27 protein-coding genes are annotated in these 22,312 nt (G+C 72.3%); 13 read left to right on the forward strand and 14 right to left on the reverse strand.

Translation table 11 applies throughout. The features are described from left to right. Window positions 1-174 precede the first annotated feature (174 nt). The 3 genes from ACFCZ1_RS02175 to ACFCZ1_RS02185 are packed head-to-tail and all read left to right on the forward strand — an operon-like array spanning window position 175 to window position 3,665. Window positions 175-666, forward strand: coding sequence for a hypothetical protein (locus tag ACFCZ1_RS02175; protein ID WP_376676396.1), 492 nt, complete (start codon window positions 175-177; stop codon window positions 664-666). Continuing rightward, complete coding sequence (locus ACFCZ1_RS02180; RefSeq protein WP_376676397.1) at window positions 659-3,379, forward strand: cation-translocating P-type ATPase; 2,721 nt, start codon at window positions 659-661, stop codon at window positions 3,377-3,379. Before ACFCZ1_RS02175 ends, ACFCZ1_RS02180 begins: the two co-directional genes overlap by 8 nt. Further along, complete coding sequence (locus ACFCZ1_RS02185) at window positions 3,363-3,665, forward strand: DUF1876 domain-containing protein (protein ID WP_376676398.1); 303 nt, start codon at window positions 3,363-3,365, stop codon at window positions 3,663-3,665. Before ACFCZ1_RS02180 ends, ACFCZ1_RS02185 begins: the two co-directional genes overlap by 17 nt. Window positions 3,666-3,814: 149 nt before the next feature. Here the strand turns inward: ACFCZ1_RS02185 and ACFCZ1_RS02190 are convergent, their stop codons facing one another. The 9 genes from ACFCZ1_RS02190 to ACFCZ1_RS02230 all read right to left on the reverse strand — a co-directional run bounded on the left by ACFCZ1_RS02190 (window position 3,815) and on the right by ACFCZ1_RS02230 (window position 11,497). Beyond that, window positions 3,815-4,810 carry an Acg family FMN-binding oxidoreductase gene (locus ACFCZ1_RS02190; RefSeq protein WP_376676399.1) on the reverse strand — a complete coding sequence of 332 codons (996 nt, stop codon included), beginning with the start codon at window positions 4,808-4,810 and terminating at the stop codon, window positions 3,815-3,817. Window positions 4,811-4,837: 27 nt separating this feature from the next. Beyond that, the gene (locus ACFCZ1_RS02195; RefSeq protein WP_376676400.1) at window positions 4,838-5,713 is read right to left on the reverse strand and encodes a universal stress protein; all 876 of its coding nucleotides are present in this window, start codon (window positions 5,711-5,713) and stop codon (window positions 4,838-4,840) included. Between the two features lie 59 nt (window positions 5,714-5,772). Continuing rightward, window positions 5,773-6,651 carry a universal stress protein gene (locus ACFCZ1_RS02200; RefSeq protein WP_376676401.1) on the reverse strand — a complete coding sequence of 293 codons (879 nt, stop codon included), beginning with the start codon at window positions 6,649-6,651 and terminating at the stop codon, window positions 5,773-5,775. A gap of 87 nt (window positions 6,652-6,738) precedes the next feature. Further along, window positions 6,739-7,395, reverse strand: coding sequence for a CBS domain-containing protein (locus ACFCZ1_RS02205; RefSeq protein ID WP_376676402.1), 657 nt, complete (start codon window positions 7,393-7,395; stop codon window positions 6,739-6,741). A 10-nt stretch (window positions 7,396-7,405) separates the two neighbouring features. Continuing rightward, a complete protein-coding gene (locus ACFCZ1_RS02210; protein WP_376676403.1) occupies window positions 7,406-8,032 on the reverse strand; it encodes a CBS domain-containing protein in 627 nt (208 codons plus the stop codon). 11 nt (window positions 8,033-8,043) lie between these two features. After that, a complete protein-coding gene (locus tag ACFCZ1_RS02215; RefSeq protein ID WP_376676404.1) occupies window positions 8,044-8,646 on the reverse strand; it encodes a CBS domain-containing protein in 603 nt (200 codons plus the stop codon). Between the two features lie 243 nt (window positions 8,647-8,889). Continuing rightward, window positions 8,890-9,582 carry a CBS domain-containing protein gene (locus ACFCZ1_RS02220; RefSeq protein WP_376676405.1) on the reverse strand — a complete coding sequence of 231 codons (693 nt, stop codon included), beginning with the start codon at window positions 9,580-9,582 and terminating at the stop codon, window positions 8,890-8,892. 27 nt (window positions 9,583-9,609) lie between these two features. Beyond that, the gene (locus tag ACFCZ1_RS02225) at window positions 9,610-10,479 is read right to left on the reverse strand and encodes a universal stress protein (RefSeq protein WP_376676406.1); all 870 of its coding nucleotides are present in this window, start codon (window positions 10,477-10,479) and stop codon (window positions 9,610-9,612) included. 337 nt (window positions 10,480-10,816) lie between these two features. Then, window positions 10,817-11,497 (reverse strand): CBS domain-containing protein, encoded by a 681-nt coding sequence (locus ACFCZ1_RS02230; protein WP_376676407.1) that lies wholly within the window; start codon window positions 11,495-11,497, stop codon window positions 10,817-10,819. 268 nt (window positions 11,498-11,765) lie between these two features. Between ACFCZ1_RS02230 and ACFCZ1_RS02235 the strand changes: the two genes are divergently transcribed. From ACFCZ1_RS02235 to ACFCZ1_RS02250, 4 genes are read left to right on the forward strand one after another with little or no spacing between them, the layout of a single operon-like run. Next, on the forward strand, window positions 11,766-12,668 hold the full coding sequence (locus ACFCZ1_RS02235) for a universal stress protein (RefSeq protein ID WP_376676408.1): 903 nt from the start codon (window positions 11,766-11,768) through the stop codon (window positions 12,666-12,668). Continuing rightward, a complete protein-coding gene (locus tag ACFCZ1_RS02240) occupies window positions 12,665-13,522 on the forward strand; it encodes a universal stress protein (protein WP_376676409.1) in 858 nt (285 codons plus the stop codon). Before ACFCZ1_RS02235 ends, ACFCZ1_RS02240 begins: the two co-directional genes overlap by 4 nt. After that, on the forward strand, window positions 13,519-16,128 hold the full coding sequence (locus ACFCZ1_RS02245; protein ID WP_376676410.1) for a cation-translocating P-type ATPase: 2,610 nt from the start codon (window positions 13,519-13,521) through the stop codon (window positions 16,126-16,128). Before ACFCZ1_RS02240 ends, ACFCZ1_RS02245 begins: the two co-directional genes overlap by 4 nt. After that, complete coding sequence (locus ACFCZ1_RS02250; protein ID WP_376676411.1) at window positions 16,125-16,355, forward strand: DUF1918 domain-containing protein; 231 nt, start codon at window positions 16,125-16,127, stop codon at window positions 16,353-16,355. The genes ACFCZ1_RS02245 and ACFCZ1_RS02250 overlap by 4 nt, the downstream gene beginning before the upstream one ends. An 84-nt stretch (window positions 16,356-16,439) precedes the next feature. Here the strand turns inward: ACFCZ1_RS02250 and ACFCZ1_RS02255 are convergent, their stop codons facing one another. After that, window positions 16,440-17,093 carry a CBS domain-containing protein gene (locus tag ACFCZ1_RS02255; RefSeq protein ID WP_376676412.1) on the reverse strand — a complete coding sequence of 218 codons (654 nt, stop codon included), beginning with the start codon at window positions 17,091-17,093 and terminating at the stop codon, window positions 16,440-16,442. 75 nt (window positions 17,094-17,168) lie between these two features. After that, complete coding sequence (locus ACFCZ1_RS02260; protein WP_376676413.1) at window positions 17,169-17,633, reverse strand: cyclic nucleotide-binding domain-containing protein; 465 nt, start codon at window positions 17,631-17,633, stop codon at window positions 17,169-17,171. Window positions 17,634-17,817: 184 nt separating this feature from the next. On the opposite strand from ACFCZ1_RS02260, the gene ACFCZ1_RS02265 reads away from it, so the two are divergent. From ACFCZ1_RS02265 to ACFCZ1_RS02275, 3 genes are all read left to right on the forward strand, one after another. Beyond that, a complete protein-coding gene (locus ACFCZ1_RS02265) occupies window positions 17,818-18,096 on the forward strand; it encodes an SHOCT domain-containing protein (RefSeq protein WP_376676414.1) in 279 nt (92 codons plus the stop codon). Between the two features lie 31 nt (window positions 18,097-18,127). Beyond that, a complete protein-coding gene (locus ACFCZ1_RS02270) occupies window positions 18,128-18,589 on the forward strand; it encodes a pyridoxamine 5'-phosphate oxidase family protein (protein ID WP_376676415.1) in 462 nt (153 codons plus the stop codon). Between the two features lie 194 nt (window positions 18,590-18,783). Beyond that, window positions 18,784-19,878 (forward strand): PP2C family protein-serine/threonine phosphatase, encoded by a 1,095-nt coding sequence (locus ACFCZ1_RS02275; protein WP_376676416.1) that lies wholly within the window; start codon window positions 18,784-18,786, stop codon window positions 19,876-19,878. Between the two features lie 89 nt (window positions 19,879-19,967). Here ACFCZ1_RS02275 and ACFCZ1_RS02280 read toward each other — a convergent pair whose 3' ends face one another. Next, window positions 19,968-20,318 carry a hypothetical protein gene (locus ACFCZ1_RS02280; RefSeq protein ID WP_376676417.1) on the reverse strand — a complete coding sequence of 117 codons (351 nt, stop codon included), beginning with the start codon at window positions 20,316-20,318 and terminating at the stop codon, window positions 19,968-19,970. On the opposite strand from ACFCZ1_RS02280, the gene ACFCZ1_RS02285 reads away from it, so the two are divergent. Genes ACFCZ1_RS02285 through ACFCZ1_RS02295 form a run of 3 tightly spaced genes read left to right on the forward strand, consistent with a single transcriptional unit; the run spans window position 20,296 to window position 21,019 of the window. Then, a complete protein-coding gene (locus tag ACFCZ1_RS02285) occupies window positions 20,296-20,664 on the forward strand; it encodes an ATP-binding protein (RefSeq protein WP_376676418.1) in 369 nt (122 codons plus the stop codon). The genes ACFCZ1_RS02280 and ACFCZ1_RS02285 overlap by 23 nt on opposite strands. Beyond that, window positions 20,661-20,861, forward strand: coding sequence for a hypothetical protein (locus ACFCZ1_RS02290; RefSeq protein ID WP_376676419.1), 201 nt, complete (start codon window positions 20,661-20,663; stop codon window positions 20,859-20,861). The genes ACFCZ1_RS02285 and ACFCZ1_RS02290 overlap by 4 nt, the downstream gene beginning before the upstream one ends. Next, window positions 20,861-21,019, forward strand: a complete 159-nt coding sequence (locus ACFCZ1_RS02295; RefSeq protein WP_376676420.1) for a DUF6126 family protein — start codon at window positions 20,861-20,863, stop codon at window positions 21,017-21,019. The genes ACFCZ1_RS02290 and ACFCZ1_RS02295 overlap by 1 nt, the downstream gene beginning before the upstream one ends. A 322-nt stretch (window positions 21,020-21,341) precedes the next feature. Here ACFCZ1_RS02295 and ACFCZ1_RS02300 read toward each other — a convergent pair whose 3' ends face one another. Next, the gene (locus ACFCZ1_RS02300) at window positions 21,342-21,677 is read right to left on the reverse strand and encodes an ArsR/SmtB family transcription factor (protein ID WP_376676421.1); all 336 of its coding nucleotides are present in this window, start codon (window positions 21,675-21,677) and stop codon (window positions 21,342-21,344) included. A gap of 222 nt (window positions 21,678-21,899) precedes the next feature. Continuing rightward, window positions 21,900-22,310, reverse strand: coding sequence for an STAS domain-containing protein (locus tag ACFCZ1_RS02305; RefSeq protein WP_376676422.1), 411 nt, complete (start codon window positions 22,308-22,310; stop codon window positions 21,900-21,902). Window positions 22,311-22,312: the final 2 nt, after the last annotated feature.

Genomic DNA, 22,312 nt, shown 5'->3' on the forward strand with positions numbered 1-22,312 from the left:
TCTGCCGGGCCGGCCCGGGCGGGGGGGGGGTGGCACCATTTGTCCGCCCCCCCCCGTGTTCGGGGCGGGCGCCCCCGCCGGCGGCGGCGCCCCCCAGCGAACGAACTGCGCCGCGCCGCCGACCGTACACGCGGCCACTGGCTCGTAGCCCTCGCGCTGTCTCCGCTCATCGCCGTGCTCTGTGCCATCGCCGTCGGGACGGCCGTCTGGAACACCGAAGCCCGCGCCGCCCACGCGGAGGCCCTGCACCGGCACCGGGTCCCGGCGACGACGGCCGGTGAGGCCGACCGCCTGCTCCCCGCCCGGTTCAACAGCGCCCGGATGGCCACGGCGCGGGCCGCCTGGGAGTACCCCGCCTCCCACCGGCACACCGACACGGTCCTGGTCCCGGCCGGCACACCCGTGGGCGCGAAGGTCACGATCTGGGTCGATGACGCGGGCAGGGAGGCGCAGGCCCCCCGCTCCGACGGCGAACTCGCCTCGACCGCCGTGGCCGCCGGATCCGGGGCCTTCGGCGTACTCGTCCTGTCCGCCGGGGGAGTCGTGTGGCTCAGGCTCCGCCGCGTCGAGGCGCGCAGCCTGGCCGCGTGGGAGCGCGAATGGGTGCTCGTGGAGCCACGGTGGTCCGGCCGTATGCGCCGGGAACCGGGAGCCGGAGATGACTGAGGCCACCACCTCCCCGCGGTCCGCAGGTCAGGAGCCGCTCCTGAGCCCGGACCCGATGGAGCCGCTGCCGCTGCTGCGCCGCGAACTCCACACCGGCCCGAGGGGCCTCTCCGCCCGGGAAGCGGCCCGACGCCTCGCCGTCTACGGTCCGAACGAGGTCCGCCGCAAGGCGCGTACCTCCCTGGGGCGAGAACTCGTACGACAGCTGGTGCATCCGCTGGCCCTGCTGCTCTGGGCGGCCGCCGCGCTGGCGTTCGTCGCGGCCCTTCCCGTGCTCGGGTGGGCCATCATCGCCGTGGTCCTCGTCAACGCGGCGTTCGCGCTCCTTCAGGAGCGGCAGGCCGAACAGGCGGTGGAGACCCTGGCGAAGTACCTGCCCGAGCACGCCTTGGTGATCCGCGACGGCCGCCCTTCGGCGGTGGAGGCGCGAGAACTGGTGCCGGGCGACCTGGTCGTCCTCGAAGAGGGGGCCAAGGTTCCCGCCGACGCACGGCTGAGCGAGGGAGGCATCGAGGTCGACCTGTCGATGCTGACGGGGGAGTCGACCCCCGCCGAACGCGTCGTCGGCCCCGGACTTATCGGGGCGCCGCTGCTGCAGGAGCCCAACCTCGTGTTCAGCGGCACCGTCTGCACGGAGGGCCAGGCCCGGGCGATCGTGTTCGCCACCGGGGACCACACCGAACTCGGCCGCATCGCCGCACTGAGCCAGCGCACCCGGCGCGACCCCAGCCCCCTGGAACAGCAGGTCAAGAAGGTCGCCTGGTTGATCGCCGCCGTAGCGGTCGCCATGGGCGGCGTGTTCCTGGCGGCTGGTGTCGCCGTGGGCCTGCCGCTGACGGACACCCTCATGTTCGCGATCGGCCTGCTCGTCGCCAACGTCCCCGAGGGGCTGCTGCCGACCATCACCCTCGCGCTCGCCGTCGGCGTACGCGTCCTCGCCCGCCAAGGAGCGGTGATCAAACGCCTGAGCGCCGTCGAAACCCTCGGCTCCACCAACGTCATCTGCACCGACAAGACCGGAACCCTCACCCAGAACCGCATGCGGCTCCAAGCCGTGTGGACGCCGGAGCACGGAAGGGAACCCGGGCCCTGGGACGGCGAGCTGATGCGAACCAGCGCACTGTGCACCACGGTCACCCGAGACGAAAGGGGCGCACTCCACGGCGACCCGACGGAGACGGCCCTGGTCGAGGGCGCCGCCGCCCACGCCGCTCCCGTCGACCTGGGCGGCCGTGACACCGGGCGCCGGGCCCTCTTCCGCTTCGACCCCCGCCTGCGTCTGATGTCCGTCGTCCAAGCCGATGGCGCACACGGTCTGCGGGTCATCGTCAAGGGCGCACCGGAGACGGTGCTGCACACGCTGGAACACGGTTCGGGGTCCGCGGCCGCCGCGGCGGAGGAACTCGCCCACGAGGGAATGCGCGTCCTGGCGGTCGCCGTCCGGGAACTGCCGACCGGTGCCGGGGTACCGGGCCGTCGCCAGGACGCGGAGACCGGGCTGCGCCTGCTCGGGCTCGTCGGCCTGTACGACCCGCCCCGGGCCGAAGTCGCCGCCGCCGTCCGGCGCTGCCACGACGCGGGCCTGCGCGTGCACATCGTCACCGGCGACAACGGTGCCACCGCCGCGGCCGTCGCGCGCGAAGTCGGCATCGGGCTGCCCCGTCTGCACGTGGTGGCACAGTCCGAGTCGATCGGTGACCACGACCTCGACGAACTCCTCGCATCGGCGGACGCCGAAGTCGTCTTCGCCCGCTCCTCACCCGAGACGAAGCTGAAGGTGGCCGACGCCCTGCGCGCCCACGGCCAGATCGTCGCCATGACCGGGGACGGCGTCAACGACGCCCCCGCGCTGCACCGCGCCCACATCGGCGTGGCCATGGGCCTCTCCGGCACGGACGTGGCCCGCGAGGCGTCCACCATGGTGCTGACCGACGACAACTTCGCCACCATCGTCGCCGCGATCGAATCCGGCCGCCGGGTCTACGACAACGTCCGCAAGTTCATCGTCTACATCTTCGCCCACCTCACCCCCGAGGTCGTCCCGTTCCTGGTCTTCGCGCTGTCGGCCGGCGCGGTCCCGCTGCCGCTGACCGTCCTCCAGATCCTCGCCATCGACCTCGGCACCGAGACCCTCCCCGCCCTCGCCCTCGGCCGCGAACGGGCCGAGCCGGGCACCATGAGCCGCCCGCCCCGCCCGAGTTCGCAGGGCGTCATCTCCCGCGACATGCTCATCCGCAGCTGGGGCTACCTCGGTACGGTCTCCGCAGTCCTGGTCATGGGCGCGTTCTTCTACGTGCTGTGGCGAGCCGGCTGGCAGCCGGGAGATCCCACCGGGACGGGCAGCCCACTCCACCACGCGTACGTCACCGCGACCACGGCCACGTTCGCCGGCATCGTCACCTGCCAGGTCGGCACGGCGGTGGCCGCCCGCACCGACCACGCGGCGCTGCGCGACATCGGGCTCTTCACCAACCCCCTGCTCCTGGCCGGCATCGCCTTCGAACTCGCCTTCACGGCAGCCCTCGTCTACGCACCGCCGCTGCAGGGCCTCTTCGGCACGGCCGCCCTGCCGCTCGACGTCGTCGCCCTCATCGCCACCTTCCCCGTCCTCGTCTGGGGCACCGACGAACTGCGGCGATGGGTCAGGCGTACGCACCGCCGCACGGAGTCCCGCCACCCCTCACCGGAGGCACGTCATGTCACACACCGCTGAATGGAAGGTCCGCCTCTACCTCTTCGAGGAGGACCAGACGACGAAGGCCCGCCTGGAACTGGACACCGGCGCGAACAAGCTCATCGGCCACGGCACCGCCCACTGCGCGCCCCAGGACAAGGACGTACCGGAGATCGGCGACGAACTCGCCGCCGCGCGGGCCATGGAGAACCTGGCCCAGCAGCTGAAGCGAACGGCCTACGGAGACATGCGGGCCGTCGGGGCGCCATCGCTTCAGGATTCCCCGAAGCCGTACACGGGCTGGCTGGACATGGAGGCCTCATAGCGCTGCGACCGGGAACGGCCGCCGGGGAGTCGGTGTCCGCGGCTCCCGGTCCGGTCGGGGGCACCCGGAGGCGCCCGGCGGGGGCACCGGATCCGGCATCACGGCCGGCCGACGCCCCTTCGGCACGGCCGGTCCGGTGCTCCGGTGGCTCATCGGACGTCGAGGACCTCGGCCACGGGGCGTCGGGGCGTCGCGGGCCCCTGGGGGCCGTAGCCGAGCCGGATGACCATCTGGACGTGGCTCATCGCCACCCCGGGGTCACGTACCGTCCAGCGGAGTTCCGGCCACTCCAGCGGCTGCGAGGTCATGGAGGTGACCAGGCCGTCGATGGTGGCCTGGAGCAGGACCCGCTCCAGGGCCTGTCCAGCGCGCAGCCAGTCCGCGGGCCCGTCCCCGGAGGTACCCAGCAGTGCGATCCGGGGGCGCCGTTCGAAAGCGGCCCAGCCCCGGCCGGGTACGGTCCGGGAGCGGCCGAAGTCGCGTACGGCGGCTCCCCGGCCGGACTGCTTGGGACCGAAGGCGTAGGCCGGGATGCCGTCGGGCCGGGTCTGCTCGTCCGGTGCGCCCGCACCCGTCCACGCCGTCGTCTCCGCCCGGAGCGCGGGATCCATCTCCTCGCGGTGCTCGGAGTCGTGGACCAGCCCCAGAACGGTCTCGGTGTGCCAGGCGTCCGGCACGGCCAGACGGCAGCCCTCCAGGCGAGCGGCGGCCCGCAGACCGTCCAGCAGGGCGGGCGGTACCTCCTCGTCCGTGAAGGGGAACCGGCTGGAGCGACGTCGCCGCACCGCCGGGTGGAGGGCTGCGAGTCCGCTGTCCGCCCCCGTCGCCCCCGGCTCCCGGAGCTGTACGGCGGCAAGGAGCCACGGGTCGCCGTCGTCGGGCAGCGTCCGTACGACGGGCTCCCAACCCGCCCGGGCCGCGGACACCCGCAGGTTGAACAGCGCGGCGGCGCAGCCCAGGTGGAGGGCGCGGTGGTCGGGGTCGGCGCGGGGCATGGACCGGCTGGGGTCACCGTGCACTTCGATGACTCCGGTGTCCGCCCGCAGGACGAACGTCCAGGGCTGGGCGTTGTGCATCGACGGCGCCATGACGGCGTCCTCGATGAGGGGAACGATCTCTGCTGGGTCCGGGAGTGACGTGGTCATGGGATTTCCCTGCCTGGGCGGTGGGCGTCAGCCGTGGGCGACCACGGCGACCGGCGAGGTCGCGTGGTGCATCACGGCGTGGGCGACCGGGCCGATGTGGGTGCCGAAGGACGAGCGGCGGATGCGCCGGCCGACGACGACGAGGGCGGCGCCGGTGGCGGCGTCAAGGATCTGGATCGCCGCCTGACCGATGGTCACGCGCGGTTCGACCGGCACCGAGGGGAATTCGGCCCGCCACGGGCCCAGGATCCCCTCCAGCTCCGTGCCGATGCCGTGACCGATCTCCATGAGGACCCCGGCGTCGAGCGCCGGCGCATAGCTCAGGACCGGGGGCGGAGACCATCCGTGGACGACGACCAGCGTGCCGTCGCGACGGGCGGCCTCTTCGAAGGCGAAGGCGAGGATCCGGTCACCGGGCTGGTGGATGTCCAGGCCGGCCACGACGTGCCCCCGCTCGGGGACACCGCCCGCCGGGTTTCCCGAGCCGTCGGCGGACCGTACGAGCACGACGGGGCGCTCGGTCTCGGCGATGGTGGCCGAGCCCGTGGACCCGACGACGAAACCGGCGATGCTGCCGAGCCCCCGGGAGCCGAGTACGAGCATGTCGGAGTCCTTCGCGGCGGACGCCAGAGCCAAAGAGGGCAGGCCCCCCACCCGGCGCGTGGAGATCTCCAGCGAAGGGTGCTCGCGCCGCAGCTCGTCGGCCGTCCCGCGCAGGACGCCCTCGGCCCAGTGCCGGCGTTCCTCGGTGGTCGCGACCGGCAGCGGCGGATTCTCCAGCCACTCCTCGGCGTGGACCAGGTCCAGGGACGCACCCCGGAGCACGGCCTCGTACGCCGCCCAGCGGGCCGCCGCAGTACTTTCAGGGGAGCCGTCGAGGCCCACGGTCACTTGGCTCGTCATGAGGTGCATCTCCTTCGATGACGCGGTTCTCCTGCTTCCGGCAAGCCCGGCTCCGCCGGCTAGGGGTGTGCTACGACGGCGACGGGCGCTCGGGAGTGGTGGAGGACCGCGTGAGTGACCGGACCGATGTGCGCGCCGACCGACGAGCTGCGGATGCGTCGGCCGACGACGACGAGTCCTGCCTTCGATCCGGCCTCCACCAACTGCGAGGCGGCATGTCCGGCCGTCGCACGCGCGGCGACCCGGACGGCCGGATACTTCTCACGCCACGGCTCCAACACCTCGTCCAGACCGGCCTTCGCAATCATGTCCAGCTGTGCGTGGACCCGCGGGTCGTACGCCGCTCCGTACCCCGCCACCGGGGGAAGCGTCCAGCTGTGCAGCGCACGCAGTGTGCAGGACCGCCGGGAGGCCTCCTCGAACGCGAAGGCCAGCAGCGCGTCGCAGGGCCGGCCGGTGTCGACGCCCACGACCAGCTCGCGGTCCGCGTCGTGGCCCTGGGAGTGCGCCCTCGCGTCCTCGCCCGCCCGCACCAGTACGACGGGCCGTTCCGTCGCGTGGATGACCGCCATACCGACCGAGCCGAGGATGAACCCGGTGAGGGCGCCGAGCCCCCTGGAACCGAGGACGAGCACGTCTGCGGTGGCTGCCACGCCAGCCAGTGCCTTCGCGGGCCGGTCGTCGAGGGACCGGGTGCTGACGGCCAGTGCGGGATGCCTCTCACGGAGCTCGTCCGCGGCATCGCGCAGGAGCGCCTGCGCCCACCGCGAGCGCATCTCGGCGCTGGCGACGGGGGTGATGTCGCGGGGGGACGACCATTCCTCGGCGTGGACGAGACGGAGCGGAACCCCGCGCGCCAGCGCCTCCCGTGCCGCCCAGTGGGCTGCCGCCACGCTCTCCGCCGAGCCGTCGAGGCCGACGGCGACGAGTCCGTTCATGCTGGCCGTCCTCACGTCAGGTGGGAATCCGGTCGGGCCGCGACCGCGACGGGGTGGAAGGCGCTCGGCGGCACGACACCCGGCTCCTCAGGGTGCGACCGTGTCGTCGACGGCGTAGCCGAGCTGCTCCGTCACCGAGACCACGCCGTCCACGGTGCGGCAGAGCCGGTCGATGACCGGGATGAGGCTCTTGAACTGCACCGTCCCGTGCAGTTCGACGCGGCCGTCGGCCACCTCGACGGTGATGCCCTCGGCGCGCTGGTGCAGCGTGCGGTCGAGGACGTCCCCGATGATCTCGTGGCGGATCGCATCGTCGTCGCGGAGGAAGATGCGCAGCAGGTCCCGGCGGCTGACGATGCCGACCAGCGTGTCCGCCCCGTCGACGACGAGGAGCCGTTTGACGCCTTGCGCTTCCATCAGCCGGGCGGCTTCGGCGACGGTCCAGTCGGGTCCGGCGCAGACGGGGGGAGCGGACATCAGTTCCTCGGCGCGCAGCCCCTCCGCCTTGTCCTCTTCCCACGCTTCCCGCTCGGGCAGCGACCGGAAGTAGTCGCCCTGGCCCGCGGACTTCGGGAGGAGGTCCCCCTCCGAGATCAGGCCGAGGGGGTGCCGCGCGGAGTCGACGACCGGGACGGCCGACACCTGGTGGTCCAGGAGGGTCCGGACGACGTCCTTGAAGACGGCGTTCCGGGGGACGGTGATGACCTCCCGGGTCATCAGCTCGCTCACTTCTCGATGCCTCACGGGTCTTCTCCTACCGCTCGGTGGCTGCCGGTGAGCCGACCGACATGTCGTCATGCTCGTAGTTGAGCCGATTGATCACGTCCACCACTCCGTCGACGCTCTGGCACAGCCGCACGACGATGGGGACGAGGCTGTGCCGTCGCACCGTGCCGCTGAGCGTCACCACGCCATCGGTGACCTCGACGGTCAGGGCCGAAGGGCTGAGCCCGAGTGTCCGGGTCAGCACGTCTTCGAGGATCTCTTCCTGGATCGCGTGGTCACGGCGCAGGAAGAGCTGAAGGAGGTCGCTGCGGCTCAGGATCCCGATGATCCGGCCGCCGGCGTCCACCACGGGCAGTCGCTTGACCGAGTGTTTGCGCATCACACGCGCGGCGCGGACCACGCTCCACTCGGGATCGGCGGTGACGGCCGGGCTGGTCATGATGCCGGCCGCGGTGGTCGAACCGCCTCCGCCGTCGCGTCCGCGGAGCAGGTCCGCTTCGGAGACCACACCCATCGGACGCTCGGAATCGTCCACGACGGGCACGGCCGTGATGCCGAACTCGTCGAGGAGCCGGGCGATCTCCTTGAACGGGGTGCCGGGCCGGACGCTCACGGCCGTCGGAGTCATCAGGTCGGCGACGCTGCGGTGCCTCATCGTCGTTCTCCTCAGGCGGGGACTTCGACGTCGAACTGCGCGGTGACGTCCACGACGCCGGGTACCGTGCGAGCGACCCGCATCAGCACGGCCCCCAGGGAACCGTCGGGGACGGAGCCGTGCAGGTGGACGATTCCGTTCGCCACGTGGACGTGCACCTCGGCCGAACCGGCGGGGATGAGCTCAGCCATGATCAGCTCACGGAGCTCCTCTCCGATGTCCCCGTCGGGGCGGAGGTAGATCTTCAGGAGGTCCCCCCGGCTGACCACACCGACGAGGCGGCCGTCGCCGTCGACCACGGGGAGCCGCTTCAAGTGGCCGCGGGCCATCAGACGGGCGGCGCCCGCGATGGTGGCGTCCTTGGGCACCGTCACCGCCGGTACGGTCATCAGCTCGCCGGCCGAGACGGCGCGGGACTCGTCCGCGCCCTGCGCCTTGAGCAGCAGGTCCGCCTCGGAGACCACGCCCGCGACCCGCCCGTCCTCCGACAGGACGGGCAGCGCGCTGATCCGCCATTGCCGCATGGCCTCCACGATGTCCTTGAACGGTGCTCCGCGATCGACGGAGATGACGGCATGGGTCATCACGTCGTCGACGGTGCGCAGGTGCTTCATGATTCCTCCTGACATATCGGCCGTACGTCCAGCCTCGATATCGCCGTCCTTCGCAGGTAGGGCCGTCCGGGGTGCGCCGGGGACTGACCGGCCCTGCCGCCCGGGCCCGGGCGGTGCTTCAATGAAATGGACGGAAAGAGTCCTTAACGGATGCGGAGAAGCGGCTGATGGCCGTGCACCGCACAATCGGGATCCGCGAGAAGCGGATGGACTCTTTCCGCCTTCTGTCGCCTCCCGCCGCGTTCAGCGGGCGCCGGCACTGTGCTCCGGACCGACATCCTGCGACAGGTCGTCGACCGTGTAGCCGAGGGACTGGTCCACGCTGACGACGCCGTCGACCGACTGGCACAGGCGTTCCACGACGGGGATGCTGGAGCGCTCCTCGACCCGGCCACTCAGGGAGACGACCCCTTCCCGTACGGCCACGTCCACCCCGCCCGGGGTCATCCGGAGGGTCCGTCCCAGCACCTCGTCGACGATCTCGTCGCGGATCGCGTCGTCGCGACGGAGCATCGGCCGCAGCAGGTCCGAACGGCTGACGATGCCCACCAGCGTTCCGGTGTCGTCCACCACGGGGAGCCGCTTGACGCCCCGCTCGTGCAGATAGCGAGCCGTCTCGACGATGCCCCACTCCGGACGGGCCGTGAGGACGGGGGTCGACATCAGCTCGCCGGCCGTGCGGGCGTCCCTGGTGTGCTGGTCCACGTCGGTCGTCCCGCCCATGCGGTCCCGCCCCTCGGTGTCGGGCAGGCCGGCCTGCCGACGGAGCAGGTCGGCTTCCGAGACGAGGCCGATGGGGTGATGGCGGGTGTCCACGACGGGAAGGGCGGAGACGCCGTTGTAGTCGAGGCTCCAGGCGACCGTCTTGAGCGAGGCCTCGGGACTGGCCGTGGCCACGTCCCTGGTCATGACTTCGGCGACAGTGCGATGAGGCATGGCCGGATCTCCCTTGGGTGCGGGCCGTCAGTCGTGGGCGATGACGGCGACAGGTGCGGCGGCGTGGTGCAGGACGGCATGGGCCACCGGTCCGATATGCGCGCCCAGGGGCGAGCGGCGCAGATGCCGGCCGACGACGACGAGGTCCGCGCCCGCTGCGGCCTGGACGAGCTGTGGGCCGGCGGGCCCCGCGAAGGCGGTGCCGGTGACGCTCACGGACGGGAACTTGTGACGCCACGGCAGCAGCGTGTCGTCCAGCATCTGGGAGACGCTCCGGCCGATGTCCCGTTCGTTGTCGGGATCGAAGAAGGGGACGTACTCGTAGGCGGGAGGGAGCTTCCAGCCGTGGACCGCCCGCAGCGCGCAACCGCGGCGGGCGGCTTCCTCGAAGGCGAACGAGAGGACCCTGTCGGCCGCCTCGTGGATGTCGACACCCACGACGATCTCGCCGTACCGGGCGGGCTCCGTGTCCGCGGGTTCGTCCGACGCCCGTACGAGGACCACCGGCGTCTCGGTGGCCGCGAGCGTCGACATGCCCACCGAGCCGATGAGGAAGCCGGCCAGGCCGCCCATGGCACGGGAACCGAGGACGAGCAGCCCGGCGTCGGTCGCCTCGGCGGCAAGGGCCGCGGCCGGCCTGCCGGAGAGACACCTCGTGGTGGTCTCCACATCGGGGTGGCGGGCGCGTACGTCAGCCAGTGCCTCGGTGAGCGCCTCGTCGGCCCACCGGTCGGCCGCCTCGTGGCCCGTGCGGGGGATGGCGGGGCTCATCGGCCAGTCGACGGCGTGGACGAGCCTCAGCGGCACGTGCCGCAAGGACGCCTCCCGGGCGCCCCAGCGGGCGGCGGCCACGCTCTCGGGAGAGCCGTCGACGCCGACAGTCACGTGGTGCTTCATGGTGGGAACCTCCTGGGCGCCGCGGGGTTGCGGTCTGGCTCTCAGCATGGCCCGCGGGGCCAGGGGCGGAGGAGGGGCCATGTGGCCCCATAGAGGACCCGACCAGCCCCGGCCGCGCGGGGGAAGTCCGCGCCGGTCCCGCCTCCGGGCCGGGGAGGCCCGGGCGGCCGCTCAGCGCCCCGATCAGGCTGATGAAGTCGAGCGGGTCCACCTCCAGGGTGTCCCGGAAGGGCCGGCGTCCGCGCGGTGACGCCGGCGAACACGGCTGTGCGGTGCCCGGGCGTCCCCCGGACGGCCCACGCCCGGCCCCCGGACGGCCCACGCCCGGCCCCCGCGGTCACCAGGGCATGTCACGGGCGCTGCGCGAAGGGGGCGTGAGCGGGGAGTCGTCGACGCGGGCGCTCAGACGGGGCACGACCGCGACCACGCCCTCGACCTGCCCGGTGAGCCGGACCAGGACCGGGACCTGACTCCGTCTCTCCAGCCGGCCGTCCAGCGCGACGACGCCGTCCACCACGTGGACGGCGACCGCGTCCGCGCCCAGCCCCATGGTGTCCATGAGGATGCCCTCGACCACGCGCCGCCGTATCTCCGCGTCGGGTCGCAGAAAGAGCCTGAGCAGGTCACGGCGGGTGACGATGCCGACGAGGCGTTCCTCGTCGTCCACGACCGGCAACCGTTCGACGCCTCGGCGGGCCATCAGGCGGGCGGCGCCCGCCACGGTCTCCTCCGCGGGGACGGTCACCGCCGGCGCCGTCATCACCTCACCGGCGCTGAAGTCGGCGGGGAACGTCCCCCGGCCGTCGGGCACGCCGCGCGCGAGCGGCCGATCCGCGGTTTCCCGGCCGATCAGGTCGCTCTCGGAGACGACGCCCAGCACCCGGTCCTCGTCGTCGAGGACGGGCAGTCCGCTGATGTCGTGCTGAGCGAGCAGCTTCGCGACATCCTTGAATGAGGTAGAGGTGACGACCGAGACGACCTCGTCGGTCATCAGGTCTCCCACCTTGATGTGCTTCATGAGACACCTCCCGCCGTCACGGCGATCCACACGGGCGTGATGGCGCCGGAGGTCGCTCGGGAACCCACGATCCGCCGACCCCTACGAGAGGAGGAGGGCCGAACGGTCCGGTGCCGGGACCGACCGGACCAGCCCCCACGCCTGCGGAGGCCGCCCTCCGGCACGAGCCGGGACCTTCGGCCCCCGCCGGGGACCTGAGCGGCCCTCCGGGTGTGGGAGTCCGCAGTGCCAGCCTGAGAGCCCGACCCAGGCTCTCCGAGGAGGAACCATGGAAGGCACCACGAGCAGCTCGGAGCTCGGCTCCGTCGTAGTAGGCGTCGACGGATCCGAGCCGGCCCGCCGGGCAGCGCTGTGGGCAGCGGCCGAGGCCACGCGCCGAGAGCGCCCGCTGCACATCGTGTACGGGGCCGACACCGACGGCCGGGCCCTGTACGTCTCGGTGGAGAGCATCGAGAACGTCCGCCGGGCGGGCCGTGAACTGCTGGACGTCACCGCCGCCGCGGTGACCGAGCAGTTCCCCGGCCTGCAGGTCAACACCGAGTTCAGCCGTAGCTCACCCGTACCGAGCCTCCACCGGGCCGCAGGACTCCACGGCACCATCGTGGTCGGCAACCGCGGCGCGGGCGGATTCGGCTCACTCATGCTCGGCTCGGTCGGGCTGAAGGTCGCAGCGGGCGCGAAGACGCCCGTCGTCATCGTCAGGGGCATCGAGGACGGCGCCGAGACGGGCACGGTGCTCGCTGCCGTCCGCGACGAGCACGACCTCGAGGCCGCACGGTACGCCGCACGCGAGGCCCAGCTCCGCAAGAGCTCGCTGCGGCTGCTGCACGTGTGGAACATCCTGCAGTCCGTCGGCAACGTCGTGACCTTCCTCGACGACGTGGACCAGATCGCGGACGAGCACGTCCATCACCTGAACGCAGTAGGAGCACGGATCCGCGAGGAGTTCCCGGACCTGTCCGTGCAGGTGGATGCCGAGAAGAGCACGTCCGTGGCCAGCGTGCTGGTCGAGGCCTCGCGCGAGGCGGACCTGGTGGTGATGGGCGGCCGGCGGTCCTCCAGCTATCTCGGACCCACACTCGGACGGGTGACGCACACCCTGATCCACCACTCGCACTGCCCGGTGCAGCTCATTCCGCGCCACGGCCACGAGCACGGGAGCCAGTCGTGACGGACTCTGGCGAACGCCGTGAGATCGTCGTCGGCATCGACCCGGCCAGGGACTGGCGGATGGCCCTGGCCTGGGCGGTGGACGAGGCCCGACGGCGCCGGTGCGGGCTGCGGCTCGTCGCCGCCGTGCCCCCGACGCGCGACCGGCACGCCGACGGCACCTCCCACGGCATCGCCCTGCACCAGGCCGCCTCGGAAGCCCTCGGTGCCGCTGCCGCCTGGAGCCTGGAGCGCCACCCGGAGGTCGAACCGGCCGTGGACCTGGTCGACGGGCTCCCCGCCCAGGCGATAGGACGACTGTCCGGGCAGGCCCGCATGATCGTCCTCGGTTCGCGCCACCTGAGCCGTAGCTCGGAGTTCTTCAGCGCCGGTTCCCTCGTCGTCCCCGTCACCGCGCAGGCGCGCTGTCCGGTCGTCGTGGTGGGCGACGCCGAGCACGTCACACAGCAGCCGCCCTACCTCGTCGTGGGCATCGACGGCAGCGAGTCGTCGAAAGCGGCACTGGCGCTGGCGTTCGAAGAGGCCGATCTCAGAGGAGCCAAGCTGCGCGCCGTTTCGGTGTGGCAGGCTCCGCTCTTCCTGCTCCACGACGAGGAGGAAGCACTGCAGGCGCAGCGACGGATGCTGGCCGAGACGACGGCCGGATGGACGCAGAAGTACCCCGACGTCGCGGTGACGCACGAGGTGCCGATCGGGCACCCGGTGGAGGAGCTCGCCGGGGCCGCCGAGCACGCACTCGCCGTGGTCGTGGGCCGTCGGGGCAGGGGCGGTTACACCGGCATGCGACTCGGATCGGTCGTCCACGGGCTGCTGCACCGGGCCCACTGCCCGGTGATCACGGTTCCCGTCCCGTGAGGGACGCCGTGACGACGCCCGCCGCCCAGCAGGCGCCCTCTCCCGCAGGCCCCCACAGGGGTTTGACGGAGGCGGAGGCGGCGCGCCTGCTCGGGGAACACGGCCGCAACGAGGTGGCGGCCGCCAAGACCGTGCCGCTGTATGCCAGAGTGCTCGCGCAGCTGAAGGACGCACTCATCCTGGTGCTGCTGGGAGCCGTTGTGCTGACCCTCGCGATCGGCGACCATGCCGACGCGGTGGTGATCGCTCTGGTGATCGTGGTGAACACCGCGGTCGGTGTGGCGCAGGAGATCCGCGCCGACAATGCCGTGGCCGCCCTCTCCGCACTGTCCGCCCCCAACGCCCGGGTACTGCGTGACTCCGCCGCCGGGGAGGTTCCGGCCGCTGAAGTCGTTCCCGGCGACATACTGCTCCTCGGCGAAGGTGACATCGTCGCCGCCGACGCCGAACTTCTCGAAGCGTCCGCCCTGTTGGTCGACGAGTCCATGCTCACGGGTGAGTCGGTGGCCGTGGACAAGGACTCCGGAGCCCGGCTGAGCGCCGGGACCGTCGTCGTGCGGGGAAGGGGCGTGGCGACCGTGACGGCCACGGGGGCCGGCAGCGCGCTCGGCCGCATCGCCGCCCTGCTCGACGGCAAGAGGGAACCGACCCCCCTGCAGCGCCGTCTCGGAGCCCTCGGCCGTATTCTCGCCGTCGTGACCCTGGCCCTCTGCCTGGTCGTGTTCGTGCTCGGCCTCGTCCGAGGGCTGCCCGTCGCCACGATGGCGGTGACGGCGATCAGCCTCGCCGTGGCGGCGGTCCCCGAATCCCTCCCGGCGGTGGTCACCCTGGCCCTCGCGCTGGGCGCACGCCGGATGGCGGACCGGCATGCCCTGGTGAGGCGGCTTCCCGCAGTGGAGACGCTGGGCTCGGTGACGGTCCTGGCCACCGACAAGACCGGCACCCTCACGGAGGGGCGCATGGTGGTCCAGCACGTGTGGACGCCCCGCGGCGCGGTCGACTTCTTCGGTGTCGGCTACGAGCCGGAAGGCGACGTGCTGGTCGAGGGCAGGCAGCCGACCGCCGACGAACTCGATCCCGTACGCGAGCTGTTGACCGTGACGGCCCTGTGCAACGACGCGGGGCTGCGCCCGCCCGAGGACCCTTCGGACGAAGAGGACCGCTGGACCGCGGTCGGAGACCCCATGGAAGCCGCGCTCCTGGCAGCGGCCGCCAAGACCGGCTGCGCGGGCCGAGCCGGCCTGCACCGTGAGCACCCGAGAACGGACGAGGCGCCGTTCGACAGCTTGCGCAAGCGGATGACCACCTTGCACACGACGCCGTCGGGTCAGGTGCTGGTGTGCCTGAAGGGCGCGCCGGAAGTGGTGCTGGACGCCGCCATCCTCGGCGACGGGCCCGATCTGCTCCACGGCGCACGGCAGGAGGCGGCACTGCTGGCCGCCCACGGCTATCGGGTCCTGGCGGTCGCCTCGGCCACACGCGACGACGTACCGCACCGCGCCGTCGAAGCGGAATCGGGGCTGCGCCTGCTGGGCCTCGTAGCGATCAGCGACCCGCCCAAGCCCCACGCGACCGCCACGCTCGCCGCCTGTCGCGCGGCGGGCATCACCCCGGTGCTCATCACCGGGGACCACCCCGCCACGGCACGGGCGATCGCGACCCGCGTCGGACTGCTGAACGGCGACGACCCGTCGGGGGAGTGCGTCGTCACCGGTCCGGACGTAGCGGCCGGACGGATCACCGACCTCACCGGCGTCACGGTGTTCGCCCGCACGACGCCGCAGCAGAAACTGGACATCGTCGAGGCGTGGCGCTCGCGTGGCGAGATCACCGCGATGACCGGCGACGGAGTCAACGACGGTCCGGCCCTGCGGCAGGCCGACATCGGCGTCGCCATGGGCCGACGCGGCACCGAGGTCGCCCGGCAGGCCGCCGACCTGGTGCTCACCGACGACGAGCTGTCGACCGTGGTCGCGGCCGTGGAGGAGGGCAGACGCGTCTACGACAACATCCGCCGCTTCCTCGTCTACGGGCTGGCCGGCGGCGCGGCGGAGATCCTCGTGATGCTGGCCGGCCCCCTGCTGGGACTCGCCCTGCCGCTGCGGGCGGGGCAGATCCTGTGGATCAACCTCCTCACCCACGGACTGACGGGTGTGGCCATGGGAGCCGAGCCCGTCGCGCCGGGAGCCATGCACAGGCCCCCTCGGCCACCGGGCCAGCAGATCCTCGGGGACGGAGCGTGGCAGCGGCTGCTCCTCCTCGCCGCCGTGGTCTCCGCGTCGAGCCTCGGCGCGGGAGTCGTCGCGCGGGACTGGGGCCTGCCCTGGCAGAGCGTCCTCTTCCTCGCGCTCCTGGCAAGCCAGCTGGGCGTGGTGCTCGGCCTGCGCACCCGTCTGCTGACCCGCCAGAACCTCTTCCTGCCGCTGTCCGTACTCGCGTCGATCCTGTTCGCCGCGGCGGCGCTCTACGTGCCGTTCCTCCAGGCGGTACTGGACACCGAGCCCCTCGGCCGGGCGGGTGCCGGGCTCGCGGCGATCGCCGCCCTCACCGGATTCGCCGCGGCCCGACTCTCCAGAAACGCGTTCCACAAGGAGGCACGACGATGAACTTCGAGATGACCGGAAGCGGTATCCACGCCCACCTCGGGGACCAGGTCGTGGTGGACGGCCCCACGGTCGGCAAGCCCGGCCGGGACGGCGAAGTCGTCGGCCTGCACCATGACGACGGCACCCCGCCGTACGACGTCCGCTGGTCGGACACCGGCAGGGTCTCGCTCTTCTTCCCCGGCCCGGACGCCCACGTCAGGCATTTGGGCGACGCCGAGGGGAAGTAGCCGCGCCAAGTGGGCGCACCCGCCCGGCTCAGTGGCGGGCGGGTGCGTGGAAGCCGGTGTCAGGCAGCCGTGAAGCCGGTGTTGTCAGGAAGCCGTACCGACGGGACGCGCGGACTCCATCCGCACGTCCACGACCCCTTCGACGGCGCGGACGGCCCGGACGACCAAAGGTGCCAGGGCGCGGTCCCGCAGGTCGCCCCGGAGGGTGACGACACCCTCCTCGACCGTGCAGTCGACGCCTGCCGGGGAAGCCGGATCCGCGAGGACGGCGGTGCGGACCTCGTCCTCGATCTCCTCGTCCGGCCGCAGGAACACCTTGAGCAGGTCGCTGCGGCTGACGACGCCCTCCAGCATGCCGATGCCGCTCACCACCGGCAGCCGCTTCACGCCGTTCCTTGCCATGATGCGGGCGGCCTCGGCGATCGTGGAGTCCGCGTGCACGGTCACGGCAGGGCTGGACATGAGGTCCCCGGCGAGCACCGCTCCGGCTTTGGAGGCCTCCTCCGTCCACCCCGGCAGTGCCGGGTCTGCCGGGTCGTCCTGACGGAACTCCTCCTTCGGCAAGAGGTCGGCCTCGGAGACAACGCCCACGACCCGGCCCTCTCCTTCGAGTACCGGGAGGGCGCTCACTCCCCACTGGTGCATCAGCTCGACGATCTCTTTGTACGAGGCCTCGCGGCCGATGGCCACGGCGGTCTGGGCCATGACGTCACTCACGGTGTACTGGGATGCGGGCATGGCCGGCTCCCTCACATGATGTCGATGGGGACTACCCGGACTACCTGACGACCCGGACGACCCGGACGCCCCGGTTCACAGCGAGCTGCCGCTGCCGTGAGGGGCGTAGAGGTCGAGGAGACGCACCCTGGCGGCCACGAGCCGATGGGCGAGCACCTGGCCCACCCAGCGCCCCATGGCCGAGCCGAAGCCGGTGTCGGCCTCCATCATCGTGCGCACGGCTGCGGCATCGAACTCGTGGGCGCGTACGGGGCTCGTCGCCTCCGCGCCGAAGTGCCAGGTGTAGGGAGGGAACAGCCAGGACCAGCCGACCAGCTCGCCGGAACCAAGGGTCTCGATCGCCGCGGCCCGTCTTCCGGGCACATGGACGTCGAGGCCGACCGTGCCGGACCGCACGATCCAGAACCGGTCTGCGTGGCCTCCCTCGTTGAAGAGGCGGGCACCTGCGGGGAAGCTGACCTCACGCGCGATGTCCGTCAGACGGGCGCGGTACTCCGCCGGCAGGGCGGCCGAGATCCGGGTGGGAGAAGGTGTGCTCATCGGGGGCCTCCGTTCGAGTCCGCATTCAGTCTGGGGCAAGGGCGGGGCGGCGGTGATGGGCCGATCGGCCCTGGTCGTGACCCCTACCGGCCCATACCCCGACGCGGTGGACCGGTGGACATTGGGAACACGCGGGACCTGCCCCGTGGGCGGGTCCCGGGCCATCGCCACAGGAGCGTGAACCATGTTCTGGTACGACCACGGAATGGGCGGTTGGGCCTGGGTCGCCATGTTCAGCATGGTGCTCCTCGTGGCCCTCGCCGTCACGGCGATCGTTCTGCTCCTCCGCAGCGACCGTTTCCCCGCGCACCCGGCGGAGCCCCGCGCCGCACCCTCCGCCAAGCAGGTGCTCGCCGAACGGTTCGCCCGAGGTGAGATCGACGAGGAGGAGTTCGAGCGGCGTCTGACCGTGCTGCGTGAGAACGAGCCCGGTCGAAGCCGCCCCGGACCCGGAGAGGGCTGAACCGGTGGAGGGGGCCGAGCAAGGGACGCGGATGATGGACCACGAAGCGACGCGGCGACCGGCGCCCGGCCTCCCGGACGAGGTGCCGGCCCGGCGCATGAAGCCGTTGGACCGCAGCGAAGCACTGAGCCTGCTCGGCACGGTATCGATGGGACGCATCGTCTTCACCGAGCACGCCCTCCCGGCCGTGCGGCCGGTCAGCCATCTCGTGGACGGGGAGGACATCATCGTCCGGCTCCAGGACGGCGCGGCGCTCGCTTCGCTCATGGCGACCCCCGGTGCGCCCGGGGTCGTCGTCGCCTACGAGGCAGATGCCATCGACCCCGAGACCCGCCTCGGCTGGAGCGCCGTCGTCACCGGCTATGCGTCTCTGGTCGCCGAGGAGGACGGGGCCGACCCGTACGAGGCGCTGCTCGTGCCCTGGGTGGGGCAGACGGCGACCAGGGCCCTGCGCATCGTGCCGGATCTCGTCACGGGCTTCACGCTCGAATGACGGCCGACGGGCGGGAGCGGACCCGGGCATCCGACTGGGTACGCGGCTCCGGCGGCGGCTCTCGCGGCCGGTGGACCGGGTGGCGGCCATGGGCCCGGGCGAGGCAGGCTGTACTCATGAGAGCGCACTTGCGCTCGCCCCCCGGACCGCGAGCCGATGGCCACCACCAGGTTCTCTTTGTCTTCGCGGAGTGCGTGCCCTTCGCGATCGCCCTGCTGGTGCTCCTCATCGAGCTCACGCCGGCGCACTTCATCTATACCGGCCCCATGCTGGTCGCGACACCCGCTCTGGCGGCGCTGACGATGGGTCCCAAGGGCACGCTCGCCGCGGCGGGGGTGGCCGTGGGGGTCAGCGTGACCACCGCCACCTACAACGGCGCCTGGGGCACCCAGCAGGTCTACACGAACTTCCTCGCCCTGTTCCTGGTGTCGATGGCGAGCTTCATGACGAGCCGCACCGCGCGCACGCGCACGGAGAACGAGCTCAACCAGATCCGCCGGATCGCCACGGCCGCCCAAGAGGTCCTGCTGCGGCCGGTGCCGGACCGGCTGGGCCCGGTACGGGCGGCCAGCATGTACCTGGCGGCCGAGACGGGAGCCCAGATCGGCGGCGATCTGTACGACGTGGTCCAGACCCGGTACGGGGTCCGGATGATCGTCGGGGACGTCCGGGGCAAGGGACTGCCCGCCGTGCGGGCGGCCGCGGTCGTCCTGGGCGCGTTCCGGGAGGCCGTGCACTACGAGGACGACCTGGTGGACGTCATCGACCACTGCGGAGCGGCCCTGCGGCGGGACGCCGTCGTCGCGGGTGCGGGTGCGGGTGCGGTTGGCGACGGCGACGCCCTTCTGGAGGGATTCGTCACCGCGCTCGTGGCCCAGATCCCGGACGGCCCTCACGTCGAGGTGATCAACAGGGGCCATCCGCCGCCACTGCTGCTGCACGAGGGCACGGTCCGGTCTTTGATGCCCACCGTCCCCCTGCCGCCGCTCGGCCTCGAGGAATTCATCGACGGTCCTCCCGGGCGGACGGACAGCTATCCGTTCGCACCGGGGGACCGGCTGCTGTTGTGCACCGACGGCGTCATCGAGGCCCGGGACCCGGACAACACGTTCTTCGACCTCTCCGAGGCCATGATGACCATGCGCGACCACACCCGGGAGGCGTTCCTGGAGGGCCTGCGCCGGGCATTGCTCCGCCACACTCAGAGCCGCCTGGCGGACGACGTGGCGATCATCCTCGTCGACCGGCGCGAAGACGAGGGGCACCGGTCGGCCGGAGGTCCGACCTAGTGCTGTGACTGGAATTCCGCCGAAGCCCGTGGACGGTGGCCCGACCGGGCGGGGCTGCACCGGCTAGACTTGCAGAGTTATGCAATTTACTAGTTCTGGAATCGGTGGACGGGGGTTGCGGTGTGGCCGGGTTCGAGGAAGCGGCGCTGGGACGGGTCCGCGTGGCGCGGGCTCGTCTCCGGGCTGCGCAGGAGGCTGACGATGCCTTCGAGGAGGCGCAGGCCGCGGAGGAGCTGGAGGACGCGCTGCGCGTGGCCCGCGATCACGGCGTGGCCGCCGACCCCGGGGAGGGCCGGTGAACAAGATGGAGCCACCGGCCCGTCCGGGGCGTCGGTGACGGCCCGGCACCCCAGCGGGCAGCCGGCTGCGGTGCAGGTGCGCAGGCATGTGTGGGCGGTGCCGCTGGTGCCGGGCTCGGTGCGGGCCGTACGCGAGCGCACTGAACGCTCCCTGCGCCTCTTCGGCCTGGAGAGCGCCTCCGCCCTGTTCGGGGCGGCGCTGCTCGTGGTCAGCGAACTGGTCGCCAATGCCGTTCGCCACGCCCGGCACTCCCCGGAGGCAGAGGTCACCCTCCACATGACCGAGCACCTGCTCGTGGTCGCCGTCGGGGATCTGGACCCGCGCCCCTTGACGCCGGCCGACCTCGACCGGACCTCGGGGCAGGGGCTGCGCACGGTGGCCGACCTGGCACGCACCTTCGGCGGCGACGTGCGGATCGAGCCCGTTTCCGACGGGCGCGGGAAGACGGTCGTCGTCCGCTTCATCCTGCCGGGAGGCACACCGTGACCAGGACCGCCCGAGGGGCCGTCCAGCTGTACGAGATCACCTGCCTCGGGAGCGGCTCCGAGCCGGATGTCCGCACGGTCGGGGCGGCAGAGGTCGCGGCCGTCATCGCGCACGCCGGCGAGCACGGCATGCGCATGCTCGTCCGCCCGTGCACCCGCCCGCTCCGGGCGCCCGACAACAAGAAGGAACCCACGTGATGACGGACGACACCCCCGGGACGAACTCGTCGGCGGACGAGGAGAAGTGGAAGGAGAAGGGCGTCGCCCTGCGCGCCTTCTTCTACATCTTCGGCACCCACGTGTTCGCCGGTTTCATCTGGCTGCTGTTCTACCTGGGCGAGCACGCCCAGAAGTGAGACCGGCGCCGTCCGGACCGTGGCGCCGTCCCGGGCGCTCCCGCGCGAGGCGGGGCCTGGGCGGCGGATCGGGCCGAGAGGGCGGGCCTGGAACCGGAGGAGCGGCCGCCGTCCGGTGCCGGCCGCGTGACGGACCGCGCCGGGGGAGGACCGCCGCCGTACACGGGGCCCGGACCCGGTGGACCTTGCCGGTCACTTCACCGGGTCCTGTCGTCGAAGTGGCGTCGGTCGGGCGCGCGGCGTTCCCCCGGTTACCGCATGGGAGGGCCCCGGCGCCGTGCATCGCAAGGCGGAGGGGCGCCCGAGTACTGGACGACAGGGCCTAGGGCTGGCTGGTGGCGCGGAGGTCCGCCAGGAGTTCGGCCTGGCCTTGCAGGACACCGGAAAGGATGCCCCTGGCGACCCGCAGCAGTTCGGCGAGCTGCGGGTGGGTGAGGCTGTAGTAGACGTTGGAGCCCTCGCGGCGGGTGACCACCAGGTTGGCCTTGCGCAGCACGGCCAGCTGCTGGGAGAGGCTGGCGGCCTCCACTCCGACCTCGGGGAGCATCTCGGCGACCGCGTGCTCGCGTACGGACAGGAGCTCCAGGACGCGGATGCGGACCGGGTGCCCCAGCGTTTTGAAGAACTCCGCCTTGAGCTGGTACAGCGGTGTGCTCACCTGGGTACCCCTGCCTTGACTGCCCATCTCATCCACCCGGAACCGTTCCTTCGGGGGAGCATCCGTGACGCCCCCTCTTCACACGTTGTGACCTCCACAATTGCAGATCCCTGCAACTCCTGGGACCCCGGTGGCCGACGTTCGTCACGTTCGGACCCCCGGGAGGGGATCTTTCGCCGTTCAGGCCTGCCCACGGAGCCGGGGCCGGGGCCGGTGCCGGTCTCAGGTGAGGGCGGGTTCCCCGGGGTCCTGCGGGGCGGCCCAGTCGTCGGTGCTCCACTGCTTGATCGTGCCGTGGTCGCCGTGGGCGGCCAGGGCGGCGGCGAGGTCGCAGTGGACGGGGACGGCCGGGCAGGTGGCGTCGGGGACGAGGGAGCCGTCCGCGGGAATGGCCGCGAGCTCCAGGCGGCGGCCGTGTTCGGCGAGGCGGCGTGCGGCCTGGGCGACGGCGATCTGCCCGCCGGCCGACCAGCCCAGCAGCCCGGTCAGGTCCAGGATGACCGGACCGGTGCCCCGGGCGACCGCCCAGCCGACGGCGCCGGTGAACCGGTCCGTCGCGTCCGGCCCGAGATATCCCGCCAGGGACAGTACTCCCAGGTCCCGGCGGGTGGTGTAGCGCCATTCGATCGTCATAG

Origin of the sequence: Streptomyces sp. NPDC056224 (genome assembly GCF_042267665.1) — a bacterium.
Taxonomy (GTDB): Bacteria; Actinomycetota; Actinomycetes; order Streptomycetales; family Streptomycetaceae; genus Streptomyces.

What these genes read in the sequence shown, in the direction of transcription:
- ACFCZ1_RS02180 (WP_376676397.1), top strand. Translation starts at nt 659, where the DNA reads ATGACTGAGGCCACCACCTCCCCGCGGTCCGCAGGTCAGGAGCCGCTC.
- ACFCZ1_RS02185 (WP_376676398.1), top strand. Translation starts at nt 3,363, where the DNA reads ATGTCACACACCGCTGAATGGAAGGTCCGCCTCTACCTCTTCGAGGAG.
- ACFCZ1_RS02190 (WP_376676399.1), bottom strand. Translation starts at nt 4,810, where the DNA reads ATGACCACGTCACTCCCGGACCCAGCAGAGATCGTTCCCCTCATCGAG.
- ACFCZ1_RS02195 (WP_376676400.1), bottom strand. Translation starts at nt 5,713, where the DNA reads ATGACGAGCCAAGTGACCGTGGGCCTCGACGGCTCCCCTGAAAGTACT.
- ACFCZ1_RS02200 (WP_376676401.1), bottom strand. Translation starts at nt 6,651, where the DNA reads ATGAACGGACTCGTCGCCGTCGGCCTCGACGGCTCGGCGGAGAGCGTG.
- ACFCZ1_RS02210 (WP_376676403.1), bottom strand. Translation starts at nt 8,032, where the DNA reads ATGAGGCACCGCAGCGTCGCCGACCTGATGACTCCGACGGCCGTGAGC.
- ACFCZ1_RS02215 (WP_376676404.1), bottom strand. Translation starts at nt 8,646, where the DNA reads ATGAAGCACCTGCGCACCGTCGACGACGTGATGACCCATGCCGTCATC.
- ACFCZ1_RS02220 (WP_376676405.1), bottom strand. Translation starts at nt 9,582, where the DNA reads ATGCCTCATCGCACTGTCGCCGAAGTCATGACCAGGGACGTGGCCACG.
- ACFCZ1_RS02225 (WP_376676406.1), bottom strand. Translation starts at nt 10,479, where the DNA reads ATGAAGCACCACGTGACTGTCGGCGTCGACGGCTCTCCCGAGAGCGTG.
- ACFCZ1_RS02230 (WP_376676407.1), bottom strand. Translation starts at nt 11,497, where the DNA reads ATGAAGCACATCAAGGTGGGAGACCTGATGACCGACGAGGTCGTCTCG.
- ACFCZ1_RS02235 (WP_376676408.1), top strand. Translation starts at nt 11,766, where the DNA reads ATGGAAGGCACCACGAGCAGCTCGGAGCTCGGCTCCGTCGTAGTAGGC.
- ACFCZ1_RS02250 (WP_376676411.1), top strand. Translation starts at nt 16,125, where the DNA reads ATGAACTTCGAGATGACCGGAAGCGGTATCCACGCCCACCTCGGGGAC.
- ACFCZ1_RS02255 (WP_376676412.1), bottom strand. Translation starts at nt 17,093, where the DNA reads ATGCCCGCATCCCAGTACACCGTGAGTGACGTCATGGCCCAGACCGCC.
- ACFCZ1_RS02260 (WP_376676413.1), bottom strand. Translation starts at nt 17,633, where the DNA reads ATGAGCACACCTTCTCCCACCCGGATCTCGGCCGCCCTGCCGGCGGAG.
- ACFCZ1_RS02265 (WP_376676414.1), top strand. Translation starts at nt 17,818, where the DNA reads ATGTTCTGGTACGACCACGGAATGGGCGGTTGGGCCTGGGTCGCCATG.
- ACFCZ1_RS02270 (WP_376676415.1), top strand. Translation starts at nt 18,128, where the DNA reads ATGATGGACCACGAAGCGACGCGGCGACCGGCGCCCGGCCTCCCGGAC.
- ACFCZ1_RS02295 (WP_376676420.1), top strand. Translation starts at nt 20,861, where the DNA reads ATGACGGACGACACCCCCGGGACGAACTCGTCGGCGGACGAGGAGAAG.
- ACFCZ1_RS02305 (WP_376676422.1), bottom strand. Translation starts at nt 22,310, where the DNA reads ATGACGATCGAATGGCGCTACACCACCCGCCGGGACCTGGGAGTACTG.